The sequence below is a fragment of the Pseudomonas sp. IPO3749 genome, from assembly GCF_013386605.1.
GTDB lineage: Bacteria > Pseudomonadota > Gammaproteobacteria > Pseudomonadales > Pseudomonadaceae > Aquipseudomonas > Aquipseudomonas azotoformans_A.
In genome coordinates, this window is record NZ_JACARN010000020.1 from 17,981 (window position 1) to 41,152 (window position 23,172).

Annotated in this window: 20 protein-coding genes and 1 pseudogene; 10 read left to right on the top strand and 11 right to left on the bottom strand. The window is 56.3% G+C overall.

All coding sequences use genetic code 11. The features are described from left to right. Window positions 1-77: 77 nt before the first annotated feature. From HX812_RS10370 to HX812_RS10380, 3 genes are all read left to right on the top strand, one after another. Window positions 78-713: an HAD family hydrolase gene (locus HX812_RS10370; RefSeq protein WP_004416605.1), complete on the top strand. Its 636-nt coding sequence runs from the start codon at window positions 78-80 to the stop codon at window positions 711-713. 264 nt (window positions 714-977) lie between these two features. Then, the gene (locus HX812_RS10375; protein ID WP_004416608.1) at window positions 978-1,772 is read left to right on the top strand and encodes a Hachiman antiphage defense system protein HamA; all 795 of its coding nucleotides are present in this window, start codon (window positions 978-980) and stop codon (window positions 1,770-1,772) included. A gap of 1 nt (window position 1,773) precedes the next feature. Beyond that, complete coding sequence (locus HX812_RS10380; RefSeq protein WP_038847261.1) at window positions 1,774-4,758, top strand: DEAD/DEAH box helicase; 2,985 nt, start codon at window positions 1,774-1,776, stop codon at window positions 4,756-4,758. Between the two features lie 479 nt (window positions 4,759-5,237). Here the strand turns inward: HX812_RS10380 and HX812_RS10385 are convergent, their stop codons facing one another. Further along, on the bottom strand, window positions 5,238-5,909 hold the full coding sequence (locus HX812_RS10385) for a hypothetical protein (protein ID WP_025168154.1): 672 nt from the start codon (window positions 5,907-5,909) through the stop codon (window positions 5,238-5,240). A 142-nt stretch (window positions 5,910-6,051) separates the two neighbouring features. Here HX812_RS10385 and HX812_RS10390 point away from each other — a divergent pair, with 142 nt between their 5' ends. After that, the gene (locus tag HX812_RS10390; protein ID WP_004416614.1) at window positions 6,052-7,167 is read left to right on the top strand and encodes a hypothetical protein; all 1,116 of its coding nucleotides are present in this window, start codon (window positions 6,052-6,054) and stop codon (window positions 7,165-7,167) included. A gap of 312 nt (window positions 7,168-7,479) precedes the next feature. Here HX812_RS10390 and HX812_RS10395 read toward each other — a convergent pair whose 3' ends face one another. The 6 genes and pseudogenes from HX812_RS10395 to HX812_RS10420 all read right to left on the bottom strand — a co-directional run. Beyond that, window positions 7,480-7,731 (bottom strand): antirestriction protein ArdR, encoded by a 252-nt coding sequence (locus tag HX812_RS10395; RefSeq protein WP_038847264.1) that lies wholly within the window; start codon window positions 7,729-7,731, stop codon window positions 7,480-7,482. Between the two features lie 113 nt (window positions 7,732-7,844). Continuing rightward, window positions 7,845-8,267, bottom strand: coding sequence for a hypothetical protein (locus HX812_RS10400; protein WP_038847266.1), 423 nt, complete (start codon window positions 8,265-8,267; stop codon window positions 7,845-7,847). A gap of 162 nt (window positions 8,268-8,429) precedes the next feature. Further along, window positions 8,430-10,391, bottom strand: coding sequence for a hypothetical protein (locus tag HX812_RS10405; protein WP_038847268.1), 1,962 nt, complete (start codon window positions 10,389-10,391; stop codon window positions 8,430-8,432). Beyond that, window positions 10,388-12,271, bottom strand: coding sequence for a hypothetical protein (locus HX812_RS10410; protein ID WP_038847270.1), 1,884 nt, complete (start codon window positions 12,269-12,271; stop codon window positions 10,388-10,390). Before HX812_RS10410 ends, HX812_RS10405 begins: the two co-directional genes overlap by 4 nt. Next, on the bottom strand, window positions 12,216-13,700 hold the full coding sequence (locus tag HX812_RS10415) for a site-specific integrase (protein WP_038847273.1): 1,485 nt from the start codon (window positions 13,698-13,700) through the stop codon (window positions 12,216-12,218). The genes HX812_RS10410 and HX812_RS10415 overlap by 56 nt, the downstream gene beginning before the upstream one ends. Window positions 13,701-13,776: 76 nt before the next feature. Next, window positions 13,777-14,481: pseudogene (locus HX812_RS10420) on the bottom strand (mechanosensitive ion channel family protein); the annotation flags it as partial. Window positions 14,482-14,674: 193 nt separating this feature from the next. On the opposite strand from HX812_RS10420, the gene HX812_RS10425 reads away from it, so the two are divergent. Next, window positions 14,675-16,021 carry a DEAD/DEAH box helicase gene (locus tag HX812_RS10425; RefSeq protein WP_033900634.1) on the top strand — a complete coding sequence of 449 codons (1,347 nt, stop codon included), beginning with the start codon at window positions 14,675-14,677 and terminating at the stop codon, window positions 16,019-16,021. 50 nt (window positions 16,022-16,071) lie between these two features. On the opposite strand, the gene HX812_RS10430 is transcribed toward HX812_RS10425, so the two are convergent. Then, the gene (locus HX812_RS10430; RefSeq protein ID WP_038847276.1) at window positions 16,072-16,347 is read right to left on the bottom strand and encodes a hypothetical protein; all 276 of its coding nucleotides are present in this window, start codon (window positions 16,345-16,347) and stop codon (window positions 16,072-16,074) included. 153 nt (window positions 16,348-16,500) lie between these two features. On the opposite strand from HX812_RS10430, the gene HX812_RS10435 reads away from it, so the two are divergent. From HX812_RS10435 to copD, 5 genes are all read left to right on the top strand, one after another. Further along, window positions 16,501-16,890, top strand: coding sequence for a hypothetical protein (locus HX812_RS10435; protein ID WP_038847278.1), 390 nt, complete (start codon window positions 16,501-16,503; stop codon window positions 16,888-16,890). A 126-nt stretch (window positions 16,891-17,016) separates the two neighbouring features. Further along, window positions 17,017-18,723 (top strand): copper resistance system multicopper oxidase, encoded by a 1,707-nt coding sequence (locus HX812_RS10440; RefSeq protein ID WP_038847279.1) that lies wholly within the window; start codon window positions 17,017-17,019, stop codon window positions 18,721-18,723. A 10-nt stretch (window positions 18,724-18,733) separates the two neighbouring features. Then, a complete protein-coding gene (locus HX812_RS10445) occupies window positions 18,734-19,552 on the top strand; it encodes a copper resistance protein B (protein WP_038847280.1) in 819 nt (272 codons plus the stop codon). 50 nt (window positions 19,553-19,602) lie between these two features. Beyond that, complete coding sequence (gene copC, locus HX812_RS10450; protein WP_038847282.1) at window positions 19,603-19,977, top strand: copper homeostasis periplasmic binding protein CopC; 375 nt, start codon at window positions 19,603-19,605, stop codon at window positions 19,975-19,977. Continuing rightward, window positions 19,974-20,828: a copper homeostasis membrane protein CopD gene (gene copD / locus HX812_RS10455; protein WP_038847284.1), complete on the top strand. Its 855-nt coding sequence runs from the start codon at window positions 19,974-19,976 to the stop codon at window positions 20,826-20,828. Before copC ends, copD begins: the two co-directional genes overlap by 4 nt. Here copD and HX812_RS10460 read toward each other — a convergent pair. The 3 genes from HX812_RS10460 to HX812_RS10470 all read right to left on the bottom strand — a co-directional run bounded on the left by HX812_RS10460 (window position 20,825) and on the right by HX812_RS10470 (window position 22,865). Further along, window positions 20,825-21,691 (bottom strand): DUF6279 family lipoprotein, encoded by an 867-nt coding sequence (locus tag HX812_RS10460; RefSeq protein WP_038847285.1) that lies wholly within the window; start codon window positions 21,689-21,691, stop codon window positions 20,825-20,827. The genes copD and HX812_RS10460 overlap by 4 nt on opposite strands. Window positions 21,692-21,756: 65 nt before the next feature. Next, window positions 21,757-22,479 carry a TorF family putative porin gene (locus HX812_RS10465; RefSeq protein WP_038847287.1) on the bottom strand — a complete coding sequence of 241 codons (723 nt, stop codon included), beginning with the start codon at window positions 22,477-22,479 and terminating at the stop codon, window positions 21,757-21,759. Window positions 22,480-22,685: 206 nt separating this feature from the next. Beyond that, complete coding sequence (locus tag HX812_RS10470) at window positions 22,686-22,865, bottom strand: hypothetical protein (RefSeq protein ID WP_003193095.1); 180 nt, start codon at window positions 22,863-22,865, stop codon at window positions 22,686-22,688. Between the last annotated feature and the right edge of the window lie 307 nt (window positions 22,866-23,172).

Sequence of the window (23,172 nt, forward strand, 5' to 3'; positions counted from 1 at the left end):
CCTGGGCAGGGCTACCCTAGCGATCTTGACGCGGCCTGTCTGCTCGAAGAAAAGGGTTCAAACAGGAGTTTCGTCGCATGCCGATCGTAGCCACGATTTTCGATGCTTTTGGAACGGTCGTTCAAATTGGACGGAAGCGCCATCCGTATAGGCAGCTCCTTCGTCTCGGCGCTCTTCAAGGCCGTAGGCCAAGTGCTGCTGACCTTCATCGTTTGATGACTGCCAACCTCAGCCTGGACGCTGCTGCCGAAACGTTTGGTATTGGCTTGAGCCCCGAGCAGATGAATTCCTTGCAGCATGACCTTGAGGAGGAGCTGGACTCCATCACTGTGTATCCCGATGCAATCGATGCGCTTCGGTTGCTCAAGGCCGAGGGGATGGCCACGGGTATCTGCTCAAACTTGGCCGCTCCCTACGGCCCGGTTCTGCGCCAACGTCTCAGCCATGTCGATGGGTTTGCCTTGAGTTATGACGTCGGAGTGATGAAGCCACATCCAGGTATTTATCGCGAGATCTGTCACCAGCTAGGAGTTACTCCACGCCTGGACATGCCACATTCAGGTGAGCGTGTCGCGATGATTGGGGATTCCGTGCAGTGCGATCAGGATGGCCCAAGAGCTGTCGGGATCTCCGGCTTCCATCTGGACAGGAAGGGGAGTGGTTCTATCTCCAGCTTGATGCAGTTCGCAGAGCTCGCATTGAAGACAGCCTGATGTTTCTCGGCTCGCAGCGCGAATCTATAGGACGCTGAAGCCTTGATTGGATGCGATCGTTCGCGTGCGTGGCCGTCAACTACCTGAGAGGCATTCTTGGTAAGTACGACTGAGGCTGAAAGGGGGGCGTACCATCAGGCTATCGGTTGACATCTGCCCGGTTGTTTGGCGTACCGTAGTGGCCATTAACCACCAATCGGTAACTGGGCACTGGGTTGACTGCTAAGCCTGCTGCCGAGCTTTGATCTAGGACGACCATCAGCCATGGATGATCTCGGTTTTGACTTTGCCAACGCGGTGCCGTGGTTTGCTCATGAGCAGGAGCTGCCCTATGTGCTGGTGAGGATGACTGCCCAGAACGTAGCACTCCTGGAGGCAGCCATGGCCGAACCGCTGCGCCGTTGCTACATCACTGACGGCGCTCTTGCGGCAGCGGTAGCACGCCATGGAGTAACGCCTGCTGATGTTCTAGCTGCCAAGCTTCCCGATGCCGGGGCAACCATGGCGGGGGATTTCGGAGAAGTGCTTGGCTACTTCTACCAGTCCACCAAGGAGCATCCTGATCCAGCCATTGGCCCCAAGAAATGGCGGCTCAAGCAGGACAGAACGAAGCCAGCGCCCAAGTCAGACGTCGTTCACTTCATCATGCCCAACCGACCTGCTGCGAGCGCGGATGATCAGGTTCTTTGCTCTGAGGTGAAGGTCAAATCTACCAGCGCTGCCTCAAATCCAATCGGCTCGGCTATCGCTGACTGCGCTAAAGATCGCACCAGTAGGCTTGCGAGCACATTGGTGTGGTTGCGCGAGCGTGCGCTGTTTGAGGATCTGGGAGATGTCGATATCCCGCTCCTTAACCGCTTCATCAATGCCGTTGATCATCCACCAACGACTCAGCGCTTCCGGGCAGTCGCTGTCATCTGTGAAAGCCTGCTCACTGCAGAGCTCCCCAATGCCCCGGTGACGGCCAGCAGTGAGTACACCCTTGTGGTGATCTCCGTGCCGAATCTTTATACCACTTACAACGCGGCCTTCGAGGCTGCGCGGGCGACGGTGCGTTGATATGAGAGCTTCCCTGCAGACCTGGATCAACGATGCAGACAAGGCCCGGCATTTGGGCCAGTTTTCCGTAGCTGCGTTGCCCATTGAACTGGCTCAAATCAGCAACCGATCTACGGATTATTACATTTCGCTTGTCGGAGAGCTGTTCGACGGCCTTCACTCCACGACGGTCTCAGGCGATGACTGGGCGCAGTTGGGAAACGCTTTCCTCCAGTTCTCGAAAGACATGCCGGCTGAGCAAATTGAAGCGATGGGTATCTCAAAGAATGAGGCGGCATTGTTTTCTGCTGCCGCGTTCTATTTTGGGGATTTCCCAGCGTCAGCCTGCTTGGCCATGAGGCAGTCGTCGCCGCCCGCCGATCCGTTGAGTCCATGGGCTGCATGCTATGACTTCCTGGCGCGGCCAGAAACGCTGGTATCTCAAACGGCACACCAGGTGCAGGAGCACCTGCGAACAGGTGATCTTCCTGGTCTGCGACGCATTGTGGAGGCGAGCGCTAGCGAGGCGGACAACGCCTTGCAGGTTGGGCCAGATCAGTGGGTGGCGGCGGCTTTACTCAGCCGCCTTCTGGCCCGCTTCGATGCATCGAATACCCGAGCTGTGCTGCCGGATGGCGCAGATGCATTCTGGACGCCGCTGATCAACGCCTTCATAGATCGCAAGCCATCAACGTGGGAGTTCTTCCCCTCTCAGATTCAGGCCATCGATGAAGGGCTGCTGAGCACCTCCGAAAGCTATGCGCTACAGATGCCAACTGGGGCTGGCAAAACCACGCTCTGCGAGACGCTGCTGTACTGGCACCTGAAGCGAAATCCTACGCACGTCGCGATCATGATCGTGCCGTACCGCTCGTTGGCTTCGGAGCTTCGACACTCACTGGTTCGTCAGCTGAATGCTCTCGGCATCGCGGCGCGGTGCGCGTATGGCGGCACGATTCCGTCGGGAGACGAGGTACATGGGCTTGATCATATCAACGCGCTGATCGCGACACCTGAGTCGCTGTCCGGAGTCCTCAGTGCCGATCCAGCCTTCGCTCAGCGAATATCGCTGGTCATTTGCGACGAAGGGCATTTGCTCGACAGCGCCGGCAGGGGAATTGGCCTTGAGCTGCTGTTGGCTCGGATGAAGGCCCGCCTGGTCAACCCGATCCGCTTCGTGTTCATGTCGGCGATCATCCCCAATATCGAGGAAATCAACGCCTGGCTCGGAGGGGACGATGACACGGTCATCAGAAGCACCTATCGGCCAGCCATCGCGGAGTTCTCCGTGCTGCGATCATCCGGCGCCGGGGTCAACAAGTCTGTACGTCTGGACATGCACCCGCACGCACAGCAGCGGCAGTACTCGATCCATGGTTTTCTGGATAGAACCAACTTCCAGTACCGGAATCCCCAAACCCGCCGAACCAACACCTATACCTTCACTTCTACCAAGACCCTGGCCGTCGGTGCAGCCCGCAAGGTGTTGTCGATGGGGACGACGGCAATTTTTGCCGCCAATAAACGAGGACATCAGGGTGCGATTGGCTTGGCAGAAGAGCTCATCAAACAGCTAGAGTGCCCACTGCCATTACCGAAGCCCGTGGATTTCGCCGATCTCGATGTAATTAGGTCGCGCATCGAGTATCTCGAAACCGAGTTCGGTGACAGCTGGATCGGCGCGAAGGCGCTGCGTAATGGCGCGGTGTTGCACCACGGAGACATCCCTCAGGAGACGCGGGAGGTCTTGGAAGAGTTATTGCGGGATCGGAAGATCCAATTGGTGATCTGTACCAGCACGCTCGCGGAGGGGGTCAACCTGCCGATCCGCTCACTTGTTCTGTATTCGGTGCAACGTCGCGTTGGCAGCGGGCAACCCGAGAACATGCTTGCCCGCGACATCAAGAACTTGGTGGGTCGAGCCGGTCGCGCCGGTGCCAATACCAAGGGCCTGGTGATGTGCGCTAATCCTGACCAATGGTGGATCGTTCAACCTGTAGCCACCGCAGGTGCAGGAGAGTTAGTCAGGGGGTCTCTGCGGAAGTTGATCGTTGCGCTTGAAGAGCATCTGAGAACCACCGGCATCGTGCTCAGCAATGAGTTCTTGGAAGCCCAGTCAGCCAGTCATTCGCTCATCGACGGGGTGGATGCGACGCTAATTGAGTTAATGGCAGAGGAGATTGGAGACGCCGATTTTGTGAGACTGGCTGCTGACCTGTCTGACCATACCTTTGCTGCCCAGCAATTACCTGCCGCTGCCGTCGTCACGCTCCGGACTGTTTTTGAGCTGAGAGCGCAGCGTCTGATCGGGCTGAGGGTGGATGGCAAGATCGCCTGGCTGCAAGATACGGGTGCCAAGGTGCGCCTGCTGGATTTCGTCGAACAAACCCTGCTACCCAGCAGAGTTAATTGGACTGCTGCAGTCGATCCCGTAGCTGACGAGCTGCTGACTGCCATCCTGGAGTGGGCATGGCAGGACAGGGAGCTGAAGTCGGACGTACGTGTGGCTTTCCGACTGGAAGATAGCCAAAACACTGAGCATGCGAAGTCCAGGTTCTTCGAGATCGTTCGCAAATGGGTACACGGCGCAACGTTCGCAGAAATTGCCGGATCCACCCGGATGGAGGTGGACGATGTCCTGGGAATTCACACTCGCGCCGTTACCTACTCGTTGCAAACATTGGTTGAGCAGGGCATCTCGCTGCTTGCCCGGCTGTTGCTCGAACGCGGTATCGAAGTGAACGAAGGAGTGACGGCTCTCGTCGAACATCTCAAATTCGGCACACCTTCGCGCATTGGGGTATTGCTGGCGAATGGCGGAGTGAGGCATCGCAAGGCGTTTGTCGAATTGGGGAACGCGATGCAGGCGCTCACCACTCCGATTACTGCAGCAAACGCCAGGACATTCGCACGACGTTCGCTTGAGGCCCATTCAGGAGCATGGCGTGACGCCCTGGGTGAGTTTGTGTTCTCTAACACGCTGACGGATGTGGGCAGAGTAGGGTAGGTCGTCTAACTTAAATTAGAGACTGATGTTGGTCTAAATTGCTTTAGGAAACTGAGGCCACAAAAAAGCCCCGTTGCACAGGCGGGGCTTGCTCATTGCTTAAACTTTACTCGGCTCAGTCAGAAGTAACCAACGCTGGCTTTCATCTCGGGGGACTCGCTGGCAAACTGGGCGCGGCCATTGGTGCATGCCGTACAGCGGTGGATTCCGAGTACGCCCCGAACGACCGGCAAGCCTCCTCGACCAGTGAGAAAGAATATCCATCACCTCTTATCTTGCGAATACGTCTACCCACGCTGGATACGCATCTAGCTGAGCCAGGTTTAGGGCGGAATTGGTATCTAGCGCAACAATAATCTGGGTGTCGACAATGATAAGGCGAGGCGGCGTCGATCGATGCATTTAATATCTGTCTAGTTAGCTAATTAACGAGGGTGCGTCTTGAAGTAGTGAGCGATCGAGTCGACCGGTTAGCGAGATCAGCGATCCTCTTCCTCTTGGGCACTAGGGTGCCAGAGCCATTCAATGCCCCAAAGCGGGCGGCCTGCTTGGATATCTTTTATTACACTGAGGTGCGCGTCATATGCTGGCTTTTTAAAGGTTGTCCAACTTTTTCCTAGTTTTAGGGCGGTTTTAAATTTCTTCTGAAGATCAGATCCTTTGTGCTTCGGGTGGGCAAGATAGCTGTCGATCGCATTTAGGAGTTGTCGGTCTAAAGGCGGGTGAAGTGCTGAGATCTTACTTTGGTCGGCGTCCGATGAGGCACACACCAGTTTTGACTTGAGATAAACATTCACAAGCTTTTGGGCTCGACCGTAACTGCATATGAGGTCATGCTGGCTTGAATATTCATCTTTAGTAATCTCATCTTTCCAGGTTCGTGTGTAGGTCAACTTACACGCTATTTTTATGACATTGCGGAATTGTAGGTCTAAAAAGGCGTCAATTTCTTTTGGTGGAGGCAGGTCGTCGGGCGTCGAAATTCGTCCCACCCCTGACTCATTAATCAACTGAGTGGCCACTGCCATCGTGTGGCCAGGGCCTTGCCTGGAGTACGCTCGGCCCGCTGCCCAAATCGCGAATCGATGGCGGTGTTCAGCAATACTGTAGCTATCCTGCATTCTGTGCCTCGCTTGGATCTGCTTTTGCATTTCGATATCAATAGCTCTTGGTGGCATTATAGTGCCAGCATTGCCAGGCCGCCACGTGTTACCGGCTGATCAGATGGATCATGGTGATAGACGATTTAACGAAGCTATCTTGTCGCTGAATTGAAATTCTACAAGGGTATTTATGAAGGTTACGCCAGCTAATACGAGTCTGTTTGGGGAAGATGCGGGGGTGGTAAAAGCCTATTTTGAATCTTTTTCCCAGTGTTTGGCGGAGAGGTTCGAGGTTCAGGCTGAATTTTTTGCCACCTATTTAGGTACTTTTGAGCTGTTTTTGATGACGAGGGAGGGGGATGGGGATTTATCTCCCCTAGAGGTAGCCGTCAATACATTGGTGGAATGGTTTGATAAGCTCGAAAAATCGGCTGCACAAGCTATTTTTACTAAGGCAGAAGAAGGCTGTAGAGAGGGTAATGACTCTTTCTGGTCGATGCTTAATTCTGATCCTAGAATTCACAAGGGTTACAGTTTCAAAGAGAGTGTTGATAAGCAGTTTGAGGTAATTGGTAAGGTTTTGGAATTTATGGTGGCGAGGGAGGGTTGGTTGATTGCCGCTTTCCAAAGAAACCATGTTGATGTGGATAAAGATATACCCTTGCATTTTCTGTGGGACGGCTGCAGGTCTTTCTTTGGGGAGGACGGTAACCTCGCTGTTGTTGGTGAGAGTTTATTCGGTGTTCCACTTAATCAATGGCGAAATATTGCGGTGCATAAGAGTTACAAGTGCTTGGGTGGAAAGATTGAAGTAAGCTATGGCAGGGATGTATTAAAAGTTGTAACGCTTTCTGGGGAAGAGCTTGGGCGTGTATGCATGGAGATATACAAGTTTAGGGTTGGGGTTAAACTTGTTACAGGGCTGGCGTTGATAATTTTGGCTGCAAGGGGGCAAGACCTTGTTGAGGCTGTTCAGCTTTCTCCTCGGTCGTTTTTACATGATCTAAATTATTTGCTCGGTCGGTACGGTACTCAGGTGGAAAGCTTTGAGCTTCTGGATGAGTTGGTGATGGATGGGGGGAAGTTTGAGGTGCCCGATGGTTTTTCGATCTTCGATGTAAAGATTGCCTGTGATGACGCTAAAGATAGTGATGATGCCCGTCTCCCAGATATGGCAGTGCGGATCGCAAAAGTGCTTTCATATGTGTTTGGTGATCACAATAGTCTTCCTGAAAAAGAAAAGATTTTACTGCATTTCTCGCGGTCGCCCGATAATGGGTTTCATATGATTTATACATATGATTAATATGATCGTGTAGCTTGATTTGGGCGTTGTGCCTGGGGCGGAGCGAGGGGCGAGCACTATTGTTTAGATGGGGAGCAAGCGTCGAGATGCAATTTTCTGCGAATTGGTAAGAAGACCCTGGTCTGGGGTACCTGAACAAGGGCACCCATGATGAGGCTGATCGGGAAGACATTGATGCGGATGTAGCCGAGCAGGCGGTTGAACTGTTGGAGGGCATCAAAGCTCTGCGCCTGCGTGGGCCATGATTGTCTTGGAGCAACGGGGCTTAACGGAAAAATCCGGATAACTGAGTGGAACTCGGGTTTCTCTTTTCTATTGTTCATCGGGGTTAACAGCGACCCACGCTTTCGCGCCGTTGTAGTCGTCGCCGCCTTGAGCCTGGAAGACAAGACCAGCCTTGTCCACGGCGTAGACGCCTGGGCGCTCGCTTTCTGGATCGCGCAGTTCGTTCTTCCAGCCGTACACCTCGCCTCCCCACACCAGCACAACGCCTCCAGCTTGTTCCTGGTTACCTGCCCGCCACTTGGTGGCGGTTGCGCGTAGCGCATCTATCAGCTGTGTCATGAGTGAGGTTTGCTCCTTCACTTCATCGAAGTATCACGGTACCAACTGGACGTCGACGATGATGGTGAGGGCAAGCTGCTGCGGCCTACCCTCACCATCAGCGCTCAATCGGGTCAGGGGCGGCTCGGCGGATGAAGGGGGACAACATTGTCAAGCTGGCGCAAACGGCGCTCCGACTTCTCCCAGGCTCGCAGTAGCATGAGCTCCCGGCCCAGCGCCGCTTTGTACTTGTCCTCAAAAGATCCTGCTTCAGCTTTGGCTTTTGCTGTCTTGGCCTTGGCCTCTTGTATCTTCAACGCACCAGGAAGACTCTGCTCCTCCTGCTCCTTTGCACGCTGCTTGATCTCGCGAATCAACGCTGCATAAACGGAGCGCTGTTTCTTGATGCTACCCGCGCTCTTACCTGCCTCCATGGCCACCGCGTTGAGTGTGATCTTCGTACCGGCTGGAACCACTTCGCTCTTGCCTGCCACGAGGCGATTGAGGGCAGCGTAATAGGGCTTCAGGGTACTCGACTCTTCAGGGCTGTCCGGCATCGGTGATTCCTTTGAAAATCAGTGATGGCTGTGGTGATGGGGGGGCATTGCCGCCCTTGCGAGCACAGCTTGGTTGAGGGCATCAGGGGATCCGCATGGGAGGCGGGTCGCACCTGTTGCCCGTCATATCGCAGATAACATGGCATGGGTCGATATGCAGCTCTACCCCTTCGCGATGATCCGGTCTCGTATCTCTATGAAGTCGGCAAGGTTTTGCTCCTCTGCTCGGTACTCTATGCTTTTGGGATCAAGCTGCTCAAGGTCGAACCTCATGATGTTGATGGTCTCATTCATAACTGACTCCTTGGCTACAAGCGCTGAGCACCCTGGACATGTCTCGTAATTGCCGTGAGCACGCTTGTCACAAGGTTCTGCAGATGTACAAATTCCGAGCGGGCTTTCCATGTATGACCTAAGCCCCAGCTTTGCCTGGCGCTGCATTTCCTCCTCAGTCTCACTCAGCCAGACAGAGTCATTACGTTCCTTCATGAGTTGCCGTCCCCGAGCGCCATATAGACGCTCCACAGATTTGTAGACATCCCGAATGAACATGGCCCCATCGGCTTCCTGCTTGGCCTTCCTGAGCTCTTGGGTGAGCTCCGGGTTAATGAGCGCAAAGTAGTAGTTTTTCGCCGAGCAACCTTTGGAGTAGTACTGGGACATGACTCTGGTGAGGTGGGTTAAGAGGCGCTTCAGCGAGGGCAGTGTGATCAACCCACTCTGAGCCGCAAATACCGCCATTGAACGTCGGAATTGATGGCTCGAAGCATGCCACGGTTTCCCAATCTGATATTTCTTGTCGCCCCGCCAGTTTCGTAGCGGGTCGATGGTCTCCAGCTCAAGGATGTCCTCGTTTGTTATGAGAACAGGATCAAGGCGGTATTCCAAGTTCCGCTTTTTGAAGTGCCCGGCTTTGGCATCTTTTCTGCCATTGCTTATGGGGTGTACGGAGGTGCTCAGAAAGAGTGAATCCTTGTGGCTGGAGAAGGGGGCAAGAATAGAGTTGATCTTGGTAAGTGCGTCGATAGGCTTTAAAATGGCATCAGTTGTGATCCACTTTGTTGGTTTGGCCTTGCTATGCTGCTTAGTACTGATTCCGATTACATAAAGCGCTTTTTTGTTCCATCCTTCCACCGGTTCCAAGCAATCTTTGCCAAGCCCCGTCACTTCATGATCACGCATCAGGGTGAAAAGGTGAATAAGGTTCTTTGCGCAATGTGCCGCTAGCGAAAGGAAGCTCAGAAGCGAAGGAGCGCTGACCAATTTGTAACGCTGGCATAAGTCAACCAAATTTAAATCTGTTATGGCCTCCTCGAATGTGATCGGGTTCCGCATGTGCGCGATTTTTTGAGCCTCTGTACCTGGGCGGCTAAGCTCTCTGTAATGGGTGTTTTCCTCTTTGGCAAAATAGGGATTTTCTAATGACCGCCGTAAGAAAATATCGATCTTGTAGTGGTTCTGAATATAGTCGTCCAGGCAGATAGAATATTGATTGTACTTTTTCAGCAGGATTCGACTAGGAATGATTGGGGTCTGCTGTCCCTCGTTCCGCGAAGAGCGTGCGATTTTCTGCATGTAGGGAAATATTTTGCCATCCAGCGTCAGGCCCCTCTGGCTGCTATCAAGCTGGTTTAGCGTTCGGACTAATGCTACAAGGTCTCGATTCAAGGTTTGGGGTATGGACTGCTGGAACGCCTTGAATGTTTCGAATGATGAAAAGACACTTTCAGCGGTAATGTTTGCACTTGCGCAATAACGGCACACTTTCTCCAGTAATTGTCTCAATTTGTGCATCGTGGAGATGCGAAGGGGAAGTCCTGTTTTGTTGTTCGGAGCAAACATCTTGATGATGAAGAGTTTTTTACACAGCAACGTATTGGCGAGGGAGTGCGTGTTAGGGGTATAGAACGGCAAGAAACTGAAATATGGATTGTCGCCCACGTGGAATGCAAAATCAGCCAATTTCCACTCATCGTCCCCGAGCAGGGTGATACCAGTCTCATCGCTAGAAATAACTGTTTGCTCGCTAAGTCGGCGAAAATCCATACCGTAGTAAATACGGGCGTGGAGGTCTTTCGCGTGGCGCATGCTATGGCGTTGGGTATCATTAGTGGATTTGCTCATTGGATCACCTTGGTTCGGATGAGTCGGCTGTAGAGTCGTTCCCAGTAATCGGTAAGATGAAAGTTTTCTGTGATCTCAAGTTTGATTCGTTCAACTAACGTTCTGGCCTCCGGCCGGAATTGGATAAGTTCGGCCATTAATGCATCGATGCGGAGAATCGCATTGCCATGAACGGTGTGGAACTGATGTGCGTCGGTGCAGGCATTCAAAAACTCTGAAGTGACCCAGCGCATACTCAATACCTTTCGGATAGAGTTCTCGTCAGCATGCATGCGGAATTTGCTGCAAAAAATACATCCCACGAAGTTTCGGCAATTTGGCTGGTAGGCTTCCGGGGGCTCTACGGTCTCCTCGGGTTCCCCGCCTCCGCATCCTGATGCAGGCGTAGGGAGGGTGTAGTGGCTTTCGAAGATCGTTCGCGCGAGTGTCATGACCTCGGTGATCTCGTCGATGGCGGTTTTTTCTTCTGCGCTAGCATAATGCTTTAGGACAGTTTTACCGCTTGTTTGCATGAGGGCCGAGACTACTTCTACAGGATGGCCGGTACTCAGTAAGTAAACAGACTTGTACTTACGCAGCTTCTGATATCCCAGGCCAGAAAATTTTGGTTCGAGAAAACTCCTGATTTTACCGTTAGCAAAATGTATGCAGGAGGATTTGATTGGGATTGGTTTGGCCACATCCAGGGTGATGTTTATGAAGAGGTAGGGGTGTGGCAGGCCATTGGTGAGGTACTCGCGAAGTTTCAAGAATTTCTTGAAGTCCTTGAGGAATGGCTTCTGGATCTCAAAATACTGCTCCATGCCGCCAGCGCGCTGCTTGATAACGACAAAGCCGGCATTTTCACTGTTTTCTACTGTGTAGTCATTCGACCACACGAGCTTGCGCATTGGGGCTTCATTCATCCCAGTATTGGCTACAAAATGAGAGATGAATGCATCTTGGGCCAAGGCGGCTAACCAAATCCGCTTTCGGTGGCGGAGGTTGAAGTTCGCATCATTCAGCTCGCGTAACGCTTCGTGCCTCTGCCTGATTAAGTGACGTTCTGTCTGTGATGACCTGGCCTTGCATTCTTCCAGGGAATTGACCTTTCCGTCGCGGTAATTCCAAAAGTTATGATTCCCGACTTTCGCCGTCTGATGTACTGCTGGAGTGGTAATCGCATACTCTGCTGGAAGCAAAGTGGCTTCGGTGTCCATGTAGGGAATGCGGCACGGAAATGCCAAGCCTTTAAGCACAAAGTCTGTTAGGCCGTCAAATAAATAGCGATAGCGAGTGAGGTGGGCAGTCATCTCCTCCATTGAGGGTGTTTCAGTTGTCTCCTTATTGAGGCTGCTGTGAGAGATGATAGGCAGGTCAGTGAGGAAATTAAGAGGAGAACCTGGGAAAATAATGTAGGCACTTTTGATCGCCTGACTCTGAAGGCGATTGGCAGTGAAGGTGCCGATACCTTCAGCACTCTGAACTTGCCATTGCAAGTGAATAGAGAACTCATCCAAGGCAGTTTTGTACGCTTCTGCGTTGGCTAGGAAGCCGCAGTGTTGATTGGCATCACACCAGTCGCTGAAACTTACGAACTCGGTCGCGTTGGTATAAAAGGTATACCCACTGCCGATATGTCGGTTTCCCGTTTCTGCGCACCATGCACGAATAGCGCGTGCACGCGCAGGGCAGAGAGATGACTCATCTACCGGCTTGGGGATCTTTCGGCTGTCGGCGTCACGGGCGCCATAGCAGAGTGAACCGATACTGATTTTTCGGTCACTGGTGCAGCGAATTACAAGACGCTCAATCGCGCAATTGGAGATGACAGTTTGGTATTGGTCATTCGTCAGTGTCTCCAGGTTGAGGAGGTGGACGGTTTGCTCGGCGCTTTTCATTCTTCACCATTTCCGTTCGGACGAGGCTTTCGAGATGAATTTCGAAGCCTGATTGTGCTTGGGCCAGGCGCGGGTGATCCTGGTAGTATTTGAGGTAGCGCATCGTCACGTTTATATCCTCTTGGTTTAATCTATTTTTCAAAGTGTCTAAAAGTTCGAGTTGGTTCATCTTTCCGTTCTCCATGTCGCCGTTGTTATCTTCGATAAGGTTCATGCCAAAAGTGGCCCTTAGATCATGAAGCTGGTAGTTGAATCTTTTGTTATCTCGCTTCACTACATCTATGACCTTCTTGCAGAAGTGGCGTAGGGCTGAGCCTTTTTCGGTGCTGAAGTCGAATAAGTGCTCGTCTGCCTTCGCCACGTAATACGGTTTTCCTGTGCGAGTCAGGAAAATGTACTGCTGAGAATCTTCCGTGATTGGGGACTTGGCCGCGCGTTGTTTGTGTCTGTCGGAATTTATATAAACGTGCAGCATGTGGTGAACCCATGCGGGCATCATGATCACTTGTTCCTTGCTGTTCTTTGCCTCCACCGGGCTATCTTCGAAGGCTACGTTAATTCCGTACAACGCATACTTATTGGGGTCGTCCTCGTCCCCCACCCCTTGCGTGATGGAGTCGTGACGTAGTGTAAGGTTGGTCTGCACCCGCATTCCGGTTGTCAGCCCAACAATGTGCACTAACAGCATTTCTGGGTTTCCCAATTCAAACAGTGCATGCATAACGCGATCTTGGTTTTCGCGAGATATTGGGCAGAGCTTTCCTCCGTCAATAATGTATTTGCCTACCGGTATGGACTTGCTTTTTTTGAAGGTCAAGTCAGTTGAGATAACTTCCTTTATGTGGGTATTTCCATGCCGGTCAGTGTATGGGATTTGCCGAGTCGTACTTACCCACATTGGCTGCTTCGGCTTGAAGTTTCGGGTGGTGGTAAGCCATCGATACAGTCCTTGAACACTGTAGATCTTACGGTTGCAATAACCTTTGCTACGAGCACCGCTCATGATTTCGCTTTTGAGTGTCGCCCTGTATCGGTATGTGGGGCGAAGGGATTGGGGGCCGTCAAAGTTCAGAAAGTCCAAGCCGCTGTCATCCATCTTGTTCATGAAGTCAGCAAGATCACCCGCAGCGTTCGCTGCAGAGGATTCGCTCATGCCCTGTTCCGTAATTGACTCGAATAGATAGAGACTCCCTTCCTGCCACAACGCGCCATCGGGGCGCAGGATTACGTATAGGTGAGGGGCGTACTCGTCGGAGAGATGGATTGGCCTGGTGGGATAGGGATCGGCCTGGCTTTCATCAGCATCGGAAGCAGCAATCCAGTCAAAAGCCTCTTCGGGCTTACAGGGCTCCCAAAGCCTCACGTTCTTGAGGGATACCTTGCGGTAGCGGGGGGGCGTTTGGGGTTTCTGAGGATTCTGGGCTGGCATGGCAGGCTCTTACAGAAGAGGTGTCTGTCCATTGAAGTCCAGCTCCGGGGTAACGTCAAATGACCGGAGTTCACGCGTAGTTCTGCACCTTGACCGTGTGCAAGGTGATGTCCACCACGTCGCCATCGGCGCCGACCTGGGGCATTTCGATCCAGTCGCCGACCCGCAGCATGTCGTTGCTGGTCAACTGCACGCTGGCGACGAACGACAGCAGCGTGTCCTTGTACACTAACATGATCACTGCCGACATGGCGCCAAGCCCTGACAGCAGCAACAGTGGCGAGCGGTCGATCAGGGTGGCGACAATGATGATTGCGCCAAACACGAACAGCACCATCTTCGCCAACTGCACGTAGCCCTTGATCGAGCGGGTGCGCGCGTGTTCGGTGCGGGCGTAGATGTCCAGCAGGGCGCTGAGCAGGGCGCTCATGGCCAGCACCAGGAACAGAATGGTCAGTGCCAGGGCCACGTTGCCGATGAACAGGATGGCGGTCTTGCTCAGGTCCGGCACCAGGTACAGGCCGAACTGGATCACCAAGGACGGCGTCATCTGTGCCAGGCGATGGAAGACCTTGTTGTGCCGCAGGTCGTTGAGCCAGTGCAGGGCCGGTTGCCGGCCGAGCAGCTTGACGGCGTGGAGGATGAGGTAACGTGCCACTCGTCCGAGCAACAGCGCCACCACCAGCAACACCAGCAAGCCGAGGCTGGCATGCAGCAGCGGGTGTTCGTCGAGGGCGCCCCAGAGGTCTTGGACGTTGAGCCAGAGCTGTTTGATATCCATGGGTGAAACCGATTCTTCTATAAGACAACACGGGGCGATTAGAGCATTTAAGTGCAACAAAGTTGATGTCATGGACAAATGCACTGACAAAAAAGCAGCCGATTAGCACCGTTCGCGTAAAGAAACTCGGTTTGGACGCGCGAAACCGGTAACCTATGCAGCTGATTTTTTGTATTTCTTCGAGGTAGCACCCGTGTTTTCCCAATTCGCCCTGCACGAACGCCTGCTCAAAGCCGTGGCCGAGCTTAAATTTGTCGAGCCTACGCCTGTGCAAGCAGCGGCCATCCCGCTCGCGCTCGAAGGGCGTGACCTGCGGGTGACAGCTCAAACCGGTAGCGGCAAGACCGCCGCTTTCGTCCTGCCTGTGCTGAACCGCCTGATCGGCCCGGCCAAGGTTCGCGTCAGCATCAAGACCCTGATCCTGCTGCCGACCCGCGAGCTGGCCCAGCAGACCTTGAAAGAAGTCGAACGCTTCTCGCAGTTCACCTTCATCAAGTCCGGCATCATCACCGGCGGTGAAGATTTCAAGGTCCAGGCCGCGATGCTGCGCAAGGTGCCGGACATCCTGATCGGCACCCCAGGCCGCATGATCGAGCAGCTCAACGCCGGCAACCTCGACCTCAAGGAAGTCGAAGTGCTGGTGCTGGACGAAGCCGACCGCATGCTCGACATGGGCTTTGCCGACGACGTGCAGCGTCTGGTAGCCGAGTGCGTCAACCGCCAGCAGACCATGCTGTTCTCCGCCACCACTGGCGGCTCGACCCTGCGCGACATGGTCGCCAAGGTGCTGAACAACCCAGAGCACCTGCAGGTCAACAACGTCAGCGACCTGAACGCGACCACGCGCCAGCAGATCGTCACCGCCGATCACAATGTGCACAAAGAGCAGATCCTCAACTGGCTGCTGGCCAACGAGACCTATCAGAAAGCCATCGTGTTCACCAACACCCGCGCCGCCGCCGACCGCATCTACGGCCGCCTGGTGGCCCAGGAATACAAGGCGTTCGTGCTGCACGGCGAGAAAGACCAGAAGGACCGCAAGCTGGCCATCGATCGCCTCAAGGCTGGCGGCGTGAAGATCCTGGTGGCCACCGACGTCGCCGCCCGTGGCCTGGACGTGGACGGCCTGGACCTGGTGATCAACTTCGACATGCCGCGCAGTGGCGACGAATACGTGCACCGCATCGGCCGTACCGGGCGTGCCGGCAATGATGGCCTGGCCATCTCGCTGATCTGCCACGGCGACTGGAACCTGATGTCGAGCATCGAGCGCTACCTCAAGCAGTCGTTCGAGCGCCGCACCATCAAGGAAGTCAAAGGCACCTACACCGGGCCGAAGAAGGTCAAGGCGTCGGGCAAGGCCGTTGGCGTGAAGAAGAAAAAGACCGACGCCAAGGGCGACAAGAAGAAAACCGGTGCCAAGTCGCCGACCAAGCGCAAGATCGCCAACCGGCCGAAGACCGACAACCTGTCGCTCGTCAGCAAGGACGGCATGGCGCCGCTCAAGCGCCGCAAGCCTGAAGCCCCGGCTGCCGAATAAGGCGCAGGTGATGTGAAAAAACCGGACGATTGTCCGGTTTTTTTATGCCGTCAGTTCTTGGCCTTGGCAGAAGCTTCCTTGAGTTCCTTAAGCCGGGCGTCGATCAGCTGGCACTTGTCAGGGAACTCCGCGCTTTCGGTGTCCAGGTCCATCTTCTGCAGCTCGTCGTTCATCTCCTTGGCCTTGGTCGGGTTCTGTTCGGTCAGCTTGGCCACTTCCTGGGCCAGTTGCTCGCGCTTGGCCGTGGCCTCGTCGGGGGTACAGGCCCAGGCGGGCAGGGCGGTCAACAAGGTGGCGGCAATGGCCAGGTTCATCAGGGTTTTCATGGGTGGACCTCCTTGGCAGGGATACTCAGTGGAGGTCGCGGGCATTGGGAAAGTTCACACTAATGACGCTCGTCTGCTGAGCTGAACGGCCAGTGACGTGGCCGGTCACACCTTTAACGGGCTACTTTCCACCCGCCCGCAGGAGGAATCAGGATGACGACTTACAACTGGGATCTGATCGAACGTCTGCTGCATGAAGTGCAGAACGGCGAGGGCAGCTTCGCCCCGCGCAAATACGCCGAGCAGGAAGCGGCCGAGAAGGCCACGGCGGGCGAGTCCACCGGCAACCTGGACCCGCTAAAGAAGACCGCTGCGGACTACGAAGCGCTGCTGTTCAAGCGCGGTTTTATCGAGTCGCGCCCCGAAGATGAGGGCGGCAATGGCGAGAATTTCATCCTGACCCCGTTGGGAGCACAGTTGTTGGCGTTGATCGACAGCTCGATCCCTGGCAATGATCACCCGCGTCAGGTGCTGGATGAACAGCCTGACGCGCTGGACCCGGCGACCTTCGCCGAGGTGGCCTCCAAGGCCCAGATCGCCTGACCCCCTCACGCCCCGGCGCTGCCGCAATGCCGGGGCGAAACTGTCAGATCGGTAATCTGCCGCTAAGCTGGCTGACAGCCGGCCCTGCCTACTCTGCTGCCATTCAACTCATGGATTTGAATCGGCATGCACTCCAACACTACCCGACGTACCTTCGTCAAAGGCCTGGCTGCCGGCAGCTTGCTGGGCGGGCTCGGCCTCTGGCGCAGTCCGGTGTGGGCCTTGACCAGTCCCGGCCAACCCACGGTGCTGGCCGGCACCGAATTTGATCTGTTCATCGACCAGAGCCCGGTCAACCTCACTGGCCGTAAACGCACGGCACTGACTATCAATGGCAGCCTGCCCGGCCCGCTGCTGCGCTGGCGTGAAGGCGACACCGTGACCTTGCGCGTGAACAACCGCCTGGCCGAACCGACGTCGATCCATTGGCACGGCATTCTCCTGCCGTCGAACATGGACGGCGTACCGGGATTGAGCTTCAAGGGCATCGAGCCGGGTGGCGTGTTTGTCTACCAATTCACGGTCAAGCAGCACGGCACGTACTGGTACCACAGCCATTCCGGGTTCCAGGAGCAGCAGGGCGTGTATGGCCCGCTGGTGATCGACCCGAGGGAGCCCGAGCCCTACACCTACCAGCGCGACTACGTGGTGATGCTGTCGGACTGGACCGACGAAGACCCGGTCGCCTTGATGAAAACCCTCAAGAAACAGTCCGACTACTACAACCTGCACAAGCCGACCGTGGGCGACTTCGTGCGGGATGTGGGCAAGCAAGGCGGGTCGGCCACGGTGGCTGACCGCCTGATGTGGGCGCAAATGAAGATGAACCCCACGGACTTGGCCGACGTCAGCGGCGAAACCTACACCTACCTGCTCAACGGCCAACCGCCGGAGCGCAACTGGACCGGCGTATTCAAGGCGGGCGAGACGATCCGGTTGCGCTTTATCAACGGCTCGGCAATGAGCTATTTCGATGTGCGCATTCCGGGGCTGAAGATGACCGTGATTGCCGCCGATGGCCAGCCAGTGCAGCCGGTGAGCGTCGACGAGTTCCGTATCGCCGTGGCGGAGACCTTCGATGTAATGGTCGAGCCGACGGCCGAGGCTTACACGCTGTTCGCCCAGTCAATGGACCGCAGTGGTTATGCCCGCGGCACGCTTGCCCGACAAACCGGGGCGATGGCCACCGTACCGGCACTGGACCCGCGCCCCTGGATCACCATGGAGGATATGGGCATGGGTGGGATGGACCACGGCGCCATGGCGGACATGCCGGATATGGCGGGCATGGATCACAGTGCCATGTCGATGCAGGCCCATCCGGCCAGCGAGCAAGACAACCCGCTGGTGGATATGCAAGCCATGAGCCCGGTGCCCAAGCTCGACGATCCCGGCATCGGCCTGCGCAACAACGGCCGGCGTGTCCTGACTTACGCCGACCTGCGCAGCGCCTTCGAAGACCCTGACGGACGAGATCCCGGTCGCACCATCGAACTGCACCTCACTGGGCATATGGAGAAATTCGCCTGGTCATTCAATGGCGTGAAGTTCTCCGATGCCGAACCCTTGCAGCTGACCTACGGCGAGCGCGTCCGACTGGTGCTGGTCAACGACACCATGATGAGTCACCCCATTCACCTGCACGGCCTGTGGAGTGACCTGGAGGACGAAAACGGCCAGTTCCAGGTGCGCAAGCACACCATCGACATGCCGCCGGGCTCACGGCGCAGCTACCGGGTGACCGCCGACGCCCTGGGGCGCTGGGCCTACCACTGCCACCTGCTGTACCACATGGAAATGGGCATGTTTCGCGAGGTGCGCGTGCATGAATAAGGAAACGAGCATGAGCCGTCGTGTCTTATCCGTCTTGATCGCACTGGCGTTTGCTCCAATGGCGGCGCAGGCCGACGAATTCCAGGGCATGAGCCCGGCGACACCGGCGCTCACTGAGAGCCGCACACCGATCCCCGTATTGACGGACGCCGATCGCGCTTCGGTCTATAACGCGCCTGGTGGGCACGTGGTTCACGACAGTGGCATCAATTCCCTGCTGCTGATCAACCAGTTGGAATGGCAAGGCGGCGAGGGTGATGGCGCGCTGAACTGGGATATCAAGGGCTGGATCGGTGGCGATATCGATCGCCTGTGGCTGCGCAGCGAAGGCGAGCGCAGCGCCGGTCGCACCGAAAGCGCTGAAGTCCAGGCGTTGTGGGGGCATGCCATCAGTCCTTGGTGGGACCTGGTCGGCGGTGTGCGGCAGGACTTCAAACCCGGTGACGGCCAGACCTGGGCGGCCTTCGGCGCGCAGGGCATGGCGCTGTACAACTTTGAAGCCGAAGCCACGTTGTTTGTCGGTGAAGCCGGGCGCACTGCTGCGCGGCTGGAGGGCGACTACGACATCCTGCTGACCAACCGGCTGATCCTGCAGCCCACCGCCGAACTCAACTTTTATGGGCGCAACGATCCGCAGCGCGGCGTCGGTTCGGGTCTGTCGGACAGTGAGTTGGGCCTGAGGCTGCGTTACGAAGTGCGCCGCGAATTTGCGCCCTATGTGGGCGTGACCTGGAATCGCAGCTACGGCCAGACCGCGCAATACGCCAGGGATGAAGGCGAAGACACGCGGCAACTGCGCTGGGCCGTGGGTGTGCGCTTGTGGTTCTGACGTTTTTACTCTTCCTATAACTCGCCGCCATGAGCGGCCTGGAGCCTTGCATGTCGATGTTGAAAACCGCCCTGGCGGGCCTTGTGTTGTGCACCAGCGTGGCGGCTTCAGCCCATCCCACGCTGCTGTCTTCCAGCCCGGCATCCGGTGCCCAGGGTGCTGCACCCGCAGTGATTGAACTGCGCTTCTCGGAAAACCTGCTGACGCAGTTTTCCGGCGCCAAGCTGACCATGACCGATATGCCCGGCATGCCCAATTCGCCAATGCCGGTAAAGGCCAGTGTCGCCGCCAGTGCTGATCCCAAAGTGATGCTGATCAAGCCGGCCTCCACGCTGACGGCGGGCACCTATCGGGTGGACTGGCGTGCGGTGTCGTCCGATACCCACCCGATCCTTGGCAATGTGGTGTTCAGCGTCCAGCCATGAGTGAACTGGTCCCGGTGTTACTGCGCTTCGCCCTGTATCTGGACTTGATGCTGCTGTTTGGACTGGGGCTGTTCGGCCTGTATGCAGACAGCCGGTTGCTGAGTCTGAGGCCGCGGCTACGGACATTGGCGGGGCTGGGTTTGCTGCTGTCGGTGGCGTCGTTGCTGTCCATGACCCAGGCCATGAGCGGCGCCGAGGATTGGCCAACACTGTGGACGCACCTGCAGATGATGCTCTGGCACACCGAATTGGGCTGGACGTGGTGGCTACGCATTGCAGCGCTGGTTCTGGTTGCACTCAATACCCGGTTGGCCACCGGGTTCGGCGGTATCGCGTTGGTGACGCTGGCCTGGACCGGGCATGGGGTGATGCATGAAGGCTCGTTGGGGCTGTGGCATCTTCTCAGCGACAGTGCGCATCTGCTGGCAGCGGCGGGCTGGGTCGGGGCATTGGCGGCGTTCGGGCTGATGTTGAGGCGTACATCTGAGCAGGCGGTGCCAGTGTTGGCACATGCCTTGGCAGGCTTCGAGCGTGTCGGCGCAGTCTTCGTCGTGGTGCTGATTGGCACGGGCGTGGCGAATTATCTGTTTGTGATTGGACCGAACCTGGATGGCATTACGGGCGGCGTCTACGCGATCCTGTTGTGCTTGAAGTTGGGCTTGTTTGGATTGATGTTGGGGCTGGCGGCGCTTAATCGCTCACACCTGACGCCGTTGTTGCAGCGCTCCCTGGCGGCGGGTGACCACCGAGCAGCGCGTGAGGCCTTGCGTCGTAGCATCACCCTGGAGTTTGCGGCGGTGGTGCTGATCCTGGGGCTGGTGGCCTGGTTGGGAACCTTGGCCCCCCGCTAGGACTGCGCACTTTTCAGGCATTTGAGCGCCTGGAAGTCGCTACGCACCTTGTCGATTTTCTGGGTGAGCTTCTGCCGTTGCTGCACGGTGCTTTCGGCCATCACGTCGACAATCAGGCTGCGGGCCGCGGCTTCCGTCTGTGCGTAGGCGCTGCGGTATTGCGGGGTCCACAGGCTTTCGCGGTCTACCAGCAACTGCTGCATTTTCTGTGGGAAGTCGGCGTTTTTGCGCTGTTGCACGGCGTCGATAAACTGCGCCTGCCAGCGGGCGCGGTTGCCGATCCATTCCTCGTTCTGCTCGCCCAGTGCAATGGACCAGGCGGTCACGCGGTTCTGCTGGCTGGCGCTGAGCGGGCCGATCCAGGCGTCCAGTCGCTTGTTCATGCGCTCGGCGCGTTCCTTGATCTGCTGGGCCAGGGGCGGCTTGAGGTATTCGTCCTGGCGTTTGCGCAGGTCCTTGGCCAGGGCATCGCTCATTTCCTTGACCTGCTGATCGTCCAGGCCTTGGAGCAGTTCGATGGCGGAGGGCGTGATCTCACGGGCGACGTCGTCGATGGCCTGTTTGGCCTCGGTGGTGCGGGCCTGGAGCGCGGCGTCGGTGACCTGGTTGTTGTCGGCCATCTGTTGCAGGCGGTCCAGCCAATCCAGGTAACCCGGCAGTTGGGTGGTGCAGTGCCAGGCCAGGTGTTCCTTGAGCGTGTCGTTGAACCAACTCTTCTGCCCGGCATTCATGTCCAGGTAGTCGTTGAGGGTCCAAGGGATGATCACGTCGAGGTTGCGATAGGCCAGGCCCACGCGATTGCAACCGGTGAGCACCAGGCTCAGGGTCAGCAGTACCACCAGTAGTTTGAGCCGACGCAGCATGGGCGGGTCCTTCGCAGAGTGGGTTATCACATGTGAACCCGCGCCGGGTGCGACAGTTCAGCCCCTCAATAAAACGGCCGTGCGGCCTTCAGCGTCAACAGGCCATCGCATTGCGAGTTGTGTCCGGAATAGGCCGAGCAATCCCCGCCGCTAAGGCTGGAGTCGCTGTAGATCAGGTTCAAGTCCACGCCCATCCACTGCCGGGAGAATTGCACCGACCAGTCGCTGAAGGTGCGGATGGAGCCGCCCTCCACTGAAACCGGCGTGCCCAACTGATGAGTGGTGTACTTCATGCTGACGCCAATGCCGAACGGCTGGGTGCCGCCAAGGTCGGCAAACAGGGTGCTGTCCTGGCGATCCGGGTCGTTGCTGAAAGAGGCGCCGAAGCGATTGCCCAATAGGTTCAGGCCACCGTAGAACTCCTGGCTGTCGAGGGGGCTGAGCTTGGGGTAGCTGTAGTGGATCAGGCCCACTTCGTAGCCCAGGGTCTGGTCGAAGGGGTGCTTGAAGCCCATGTAGGAATCGACTTCGAGGTTGCTGGACGAGGACAGGCCCATGTTCGGGGAAAACTGGCCGAAGTACAGGCCGCTGTCGTGGCTAAGGTCCAGCCCGCCATGGAACGAATCGCTGCCGGGAGACGTTGGCTTGACCAGGCCCTGGGCCATGCTGCGGCTGGGCGTCGTGCCCAATTTCAAGTCGAAGTCACCCAATTCACGCTGGAAGATCTGCGCTTCGGCGAGAGGGCTGGCAATCAGGGCACCGACCAGGAACATGCAGGGTTTGAACATGCTTCACTCCATGAAAAGCGAGGAGCAGTGACGGAGAAAATCGGGCAGATGCCCGTGCTAGACGTGTGCAAGCATACCGGCGAATGCCAGGCGGTGAGGCCCGTTCGTCGATTAGCGCGTGATTGAAGGTATTGCAGAGGGTCTTTCGGGCTCTAGTCCTAGCGCCTTGAAGGCAAGACGCTTAGGGACCAGTGTGTTGCGCGGTATTACTTCTTACCCAGGCTGATCTGCTTGGATGGGCCGAAAGTCTGGCCGCTCACGCCCTTGGCAATCTGCTGGATTTCGCCGCCGGACTTGAGGAAGGCAGCAATCTGGCTGTTGATCGATTCGCTGGTTTCAACGGCGGGAGCTGGCTTTGCTTTGCTGTTGGATGCTTTTACGCGCATGGCGGCCACTAACCTGTAGAAAATTAACTTGGCCAGGCATCGTACAGGAAATACTTGACAATTGCTTGGCAAATATCCCCCGGGAATAAGTGGGACGGTGGGAAATAGCCGAAGTTGATCGCTGAAATAATCCCCTAACTTACTGTTTTAACTCGAAACCGTGGAGCTGTCCGCGTCCGACTGCGTGGAAAATTTGGGCCGATTGATCAGACGAGCGGGGCAGCGCCATGGCAACCCGCGATTTTTCAGGCACGCGCGCGTGGCGAGCGCAACTCGGGTAGAATGCCGCCCACGTAATGAGGGTATT

Coding starts and splice junctions, on each gene's coding strand:
- HX812_RS10380 (WP_038847261.1), top strand. CDS start 1,774: ATGAGAGCTTCCCTGCAGACCTGGATCAACGATGCAGACAAGGCCCGG.
- HX812_RS10440 (WP_038847279.1), top strand. CDS start 17,017: ATGCACTCCAACACTACCCGACGTACCTTCGTCAAAGGCCTGGCTGCC.
- HX812_RS10445 (WP_038847280.1), top strand. CDS start 18,734: ATGAGCCGTCGTGTCTTATCCGTCTTGATCGCACTGGCGTTTGCTCCA.
- HX812_RS10400 (WP_038847266.1), bottom strand. CDS start 8,267: ATGCCGGACAGCCCTGAAGAGTCGAGTACCCTGAAGCCCTATTACGCT.
- copC (WP_038847282.1), top strand. CDS start 19,603: ATGTCGATGTTGAAAACCGCCCTGGCGGGCCTTGTGTTGTGCACCAGC.
- HX812_RS10410 (WP_038847270.1), bottom strand. CDS start 12,271: ATGAAAAGCGCCGAGCAAACCGTCCACCTCCTCAACCTGGAGACACTG.
- HX812_RS10430 (WP_038847276.1), bottom strand. CDS start 16,347: ATGAAAACCCTGATGAACCTGGCCATTGCCGCCACCTTGTTGACCGCC.
- HX812_RS10375 (WP_004416608.1), top strand. CDS start 978: ATGGATGATCTCGGTTTTGACTTTGCCAACGCGGTGCCGTGGTTTGCT.
- HX812_RS10385 (WP_025168154.1), bottom strand. CDS start 5,909: ATGCAAAAGCAGATCCAAGCGAGGCACAGAATGCAGGATAGCTACAGT.
- HX812_RS10470 (WP_003193095.1), bottom strand. CDS start 22,865: ATGCGCGTAAAAGCATCCAACAGCAAAGCAAAGCCAGCTCCCGCCGTT.
- HX812_RS10460 (WP_038847285.1), bottom strand. CDS start 21,691: ATGCTGCGTCGGCTCAAACTACTGGTGGTACTGCTGACCCTGAGCCTG.
- HX812_RS10390 (WP_004416614.1), top strand. CDS start 6,052: ATGAAGGTTACGCCAGCTAATACGAGTCTGTTTGGGGAAGATGCGGGG.
- HX812_RS10465 (WP_038847287.1), bottom strand. CDS start 22,479: ATGTTCAAACCCTGCATGTTCCTGGTCGGTGCCCTGATTGCCAGCCCT.
- HX812_RS10405 (WP_038847268.1), bottom strand. CDS start 10,391: ATGAGCAAATCCACTAATGATACCCAACGCCATAGCATGCGCCACGCG.
- copD (WP_038847284.1), top strand. CDS start 19,974: ATGAGTGAACTGGTCCCGGTGTTACTGCGCTTCGCCCTGTATCTGGAC.
- HX812_RS10370 (WP_004416605.1), top strand. CDS start 78: ATGCCGATCGTAGCCACGATTTTCGATGCTTTTGGAACGGTCGTTCAA.
- HX812_RS10435 (WP_038847278.1), top strand. CDS start 16,501: ATGACGACTTACAACTGGGATCTGATCGAACGTCTGCTGCATGAAGTG.
- HX812_RS10415 (WP_038847273.1), bottom strand. CDS start 13,700: ATGCCAGCCCAGAATCCTCAGAAACCCCAAACGCCCCCCCGCTACCGC.
- HX812_RS10395 (WP_038847264.1), bottom strand. CDS start 7,731: ATGACACAGCTGATAGATGCGCTACGCGCAACCGCCACCAAGTGGCGG.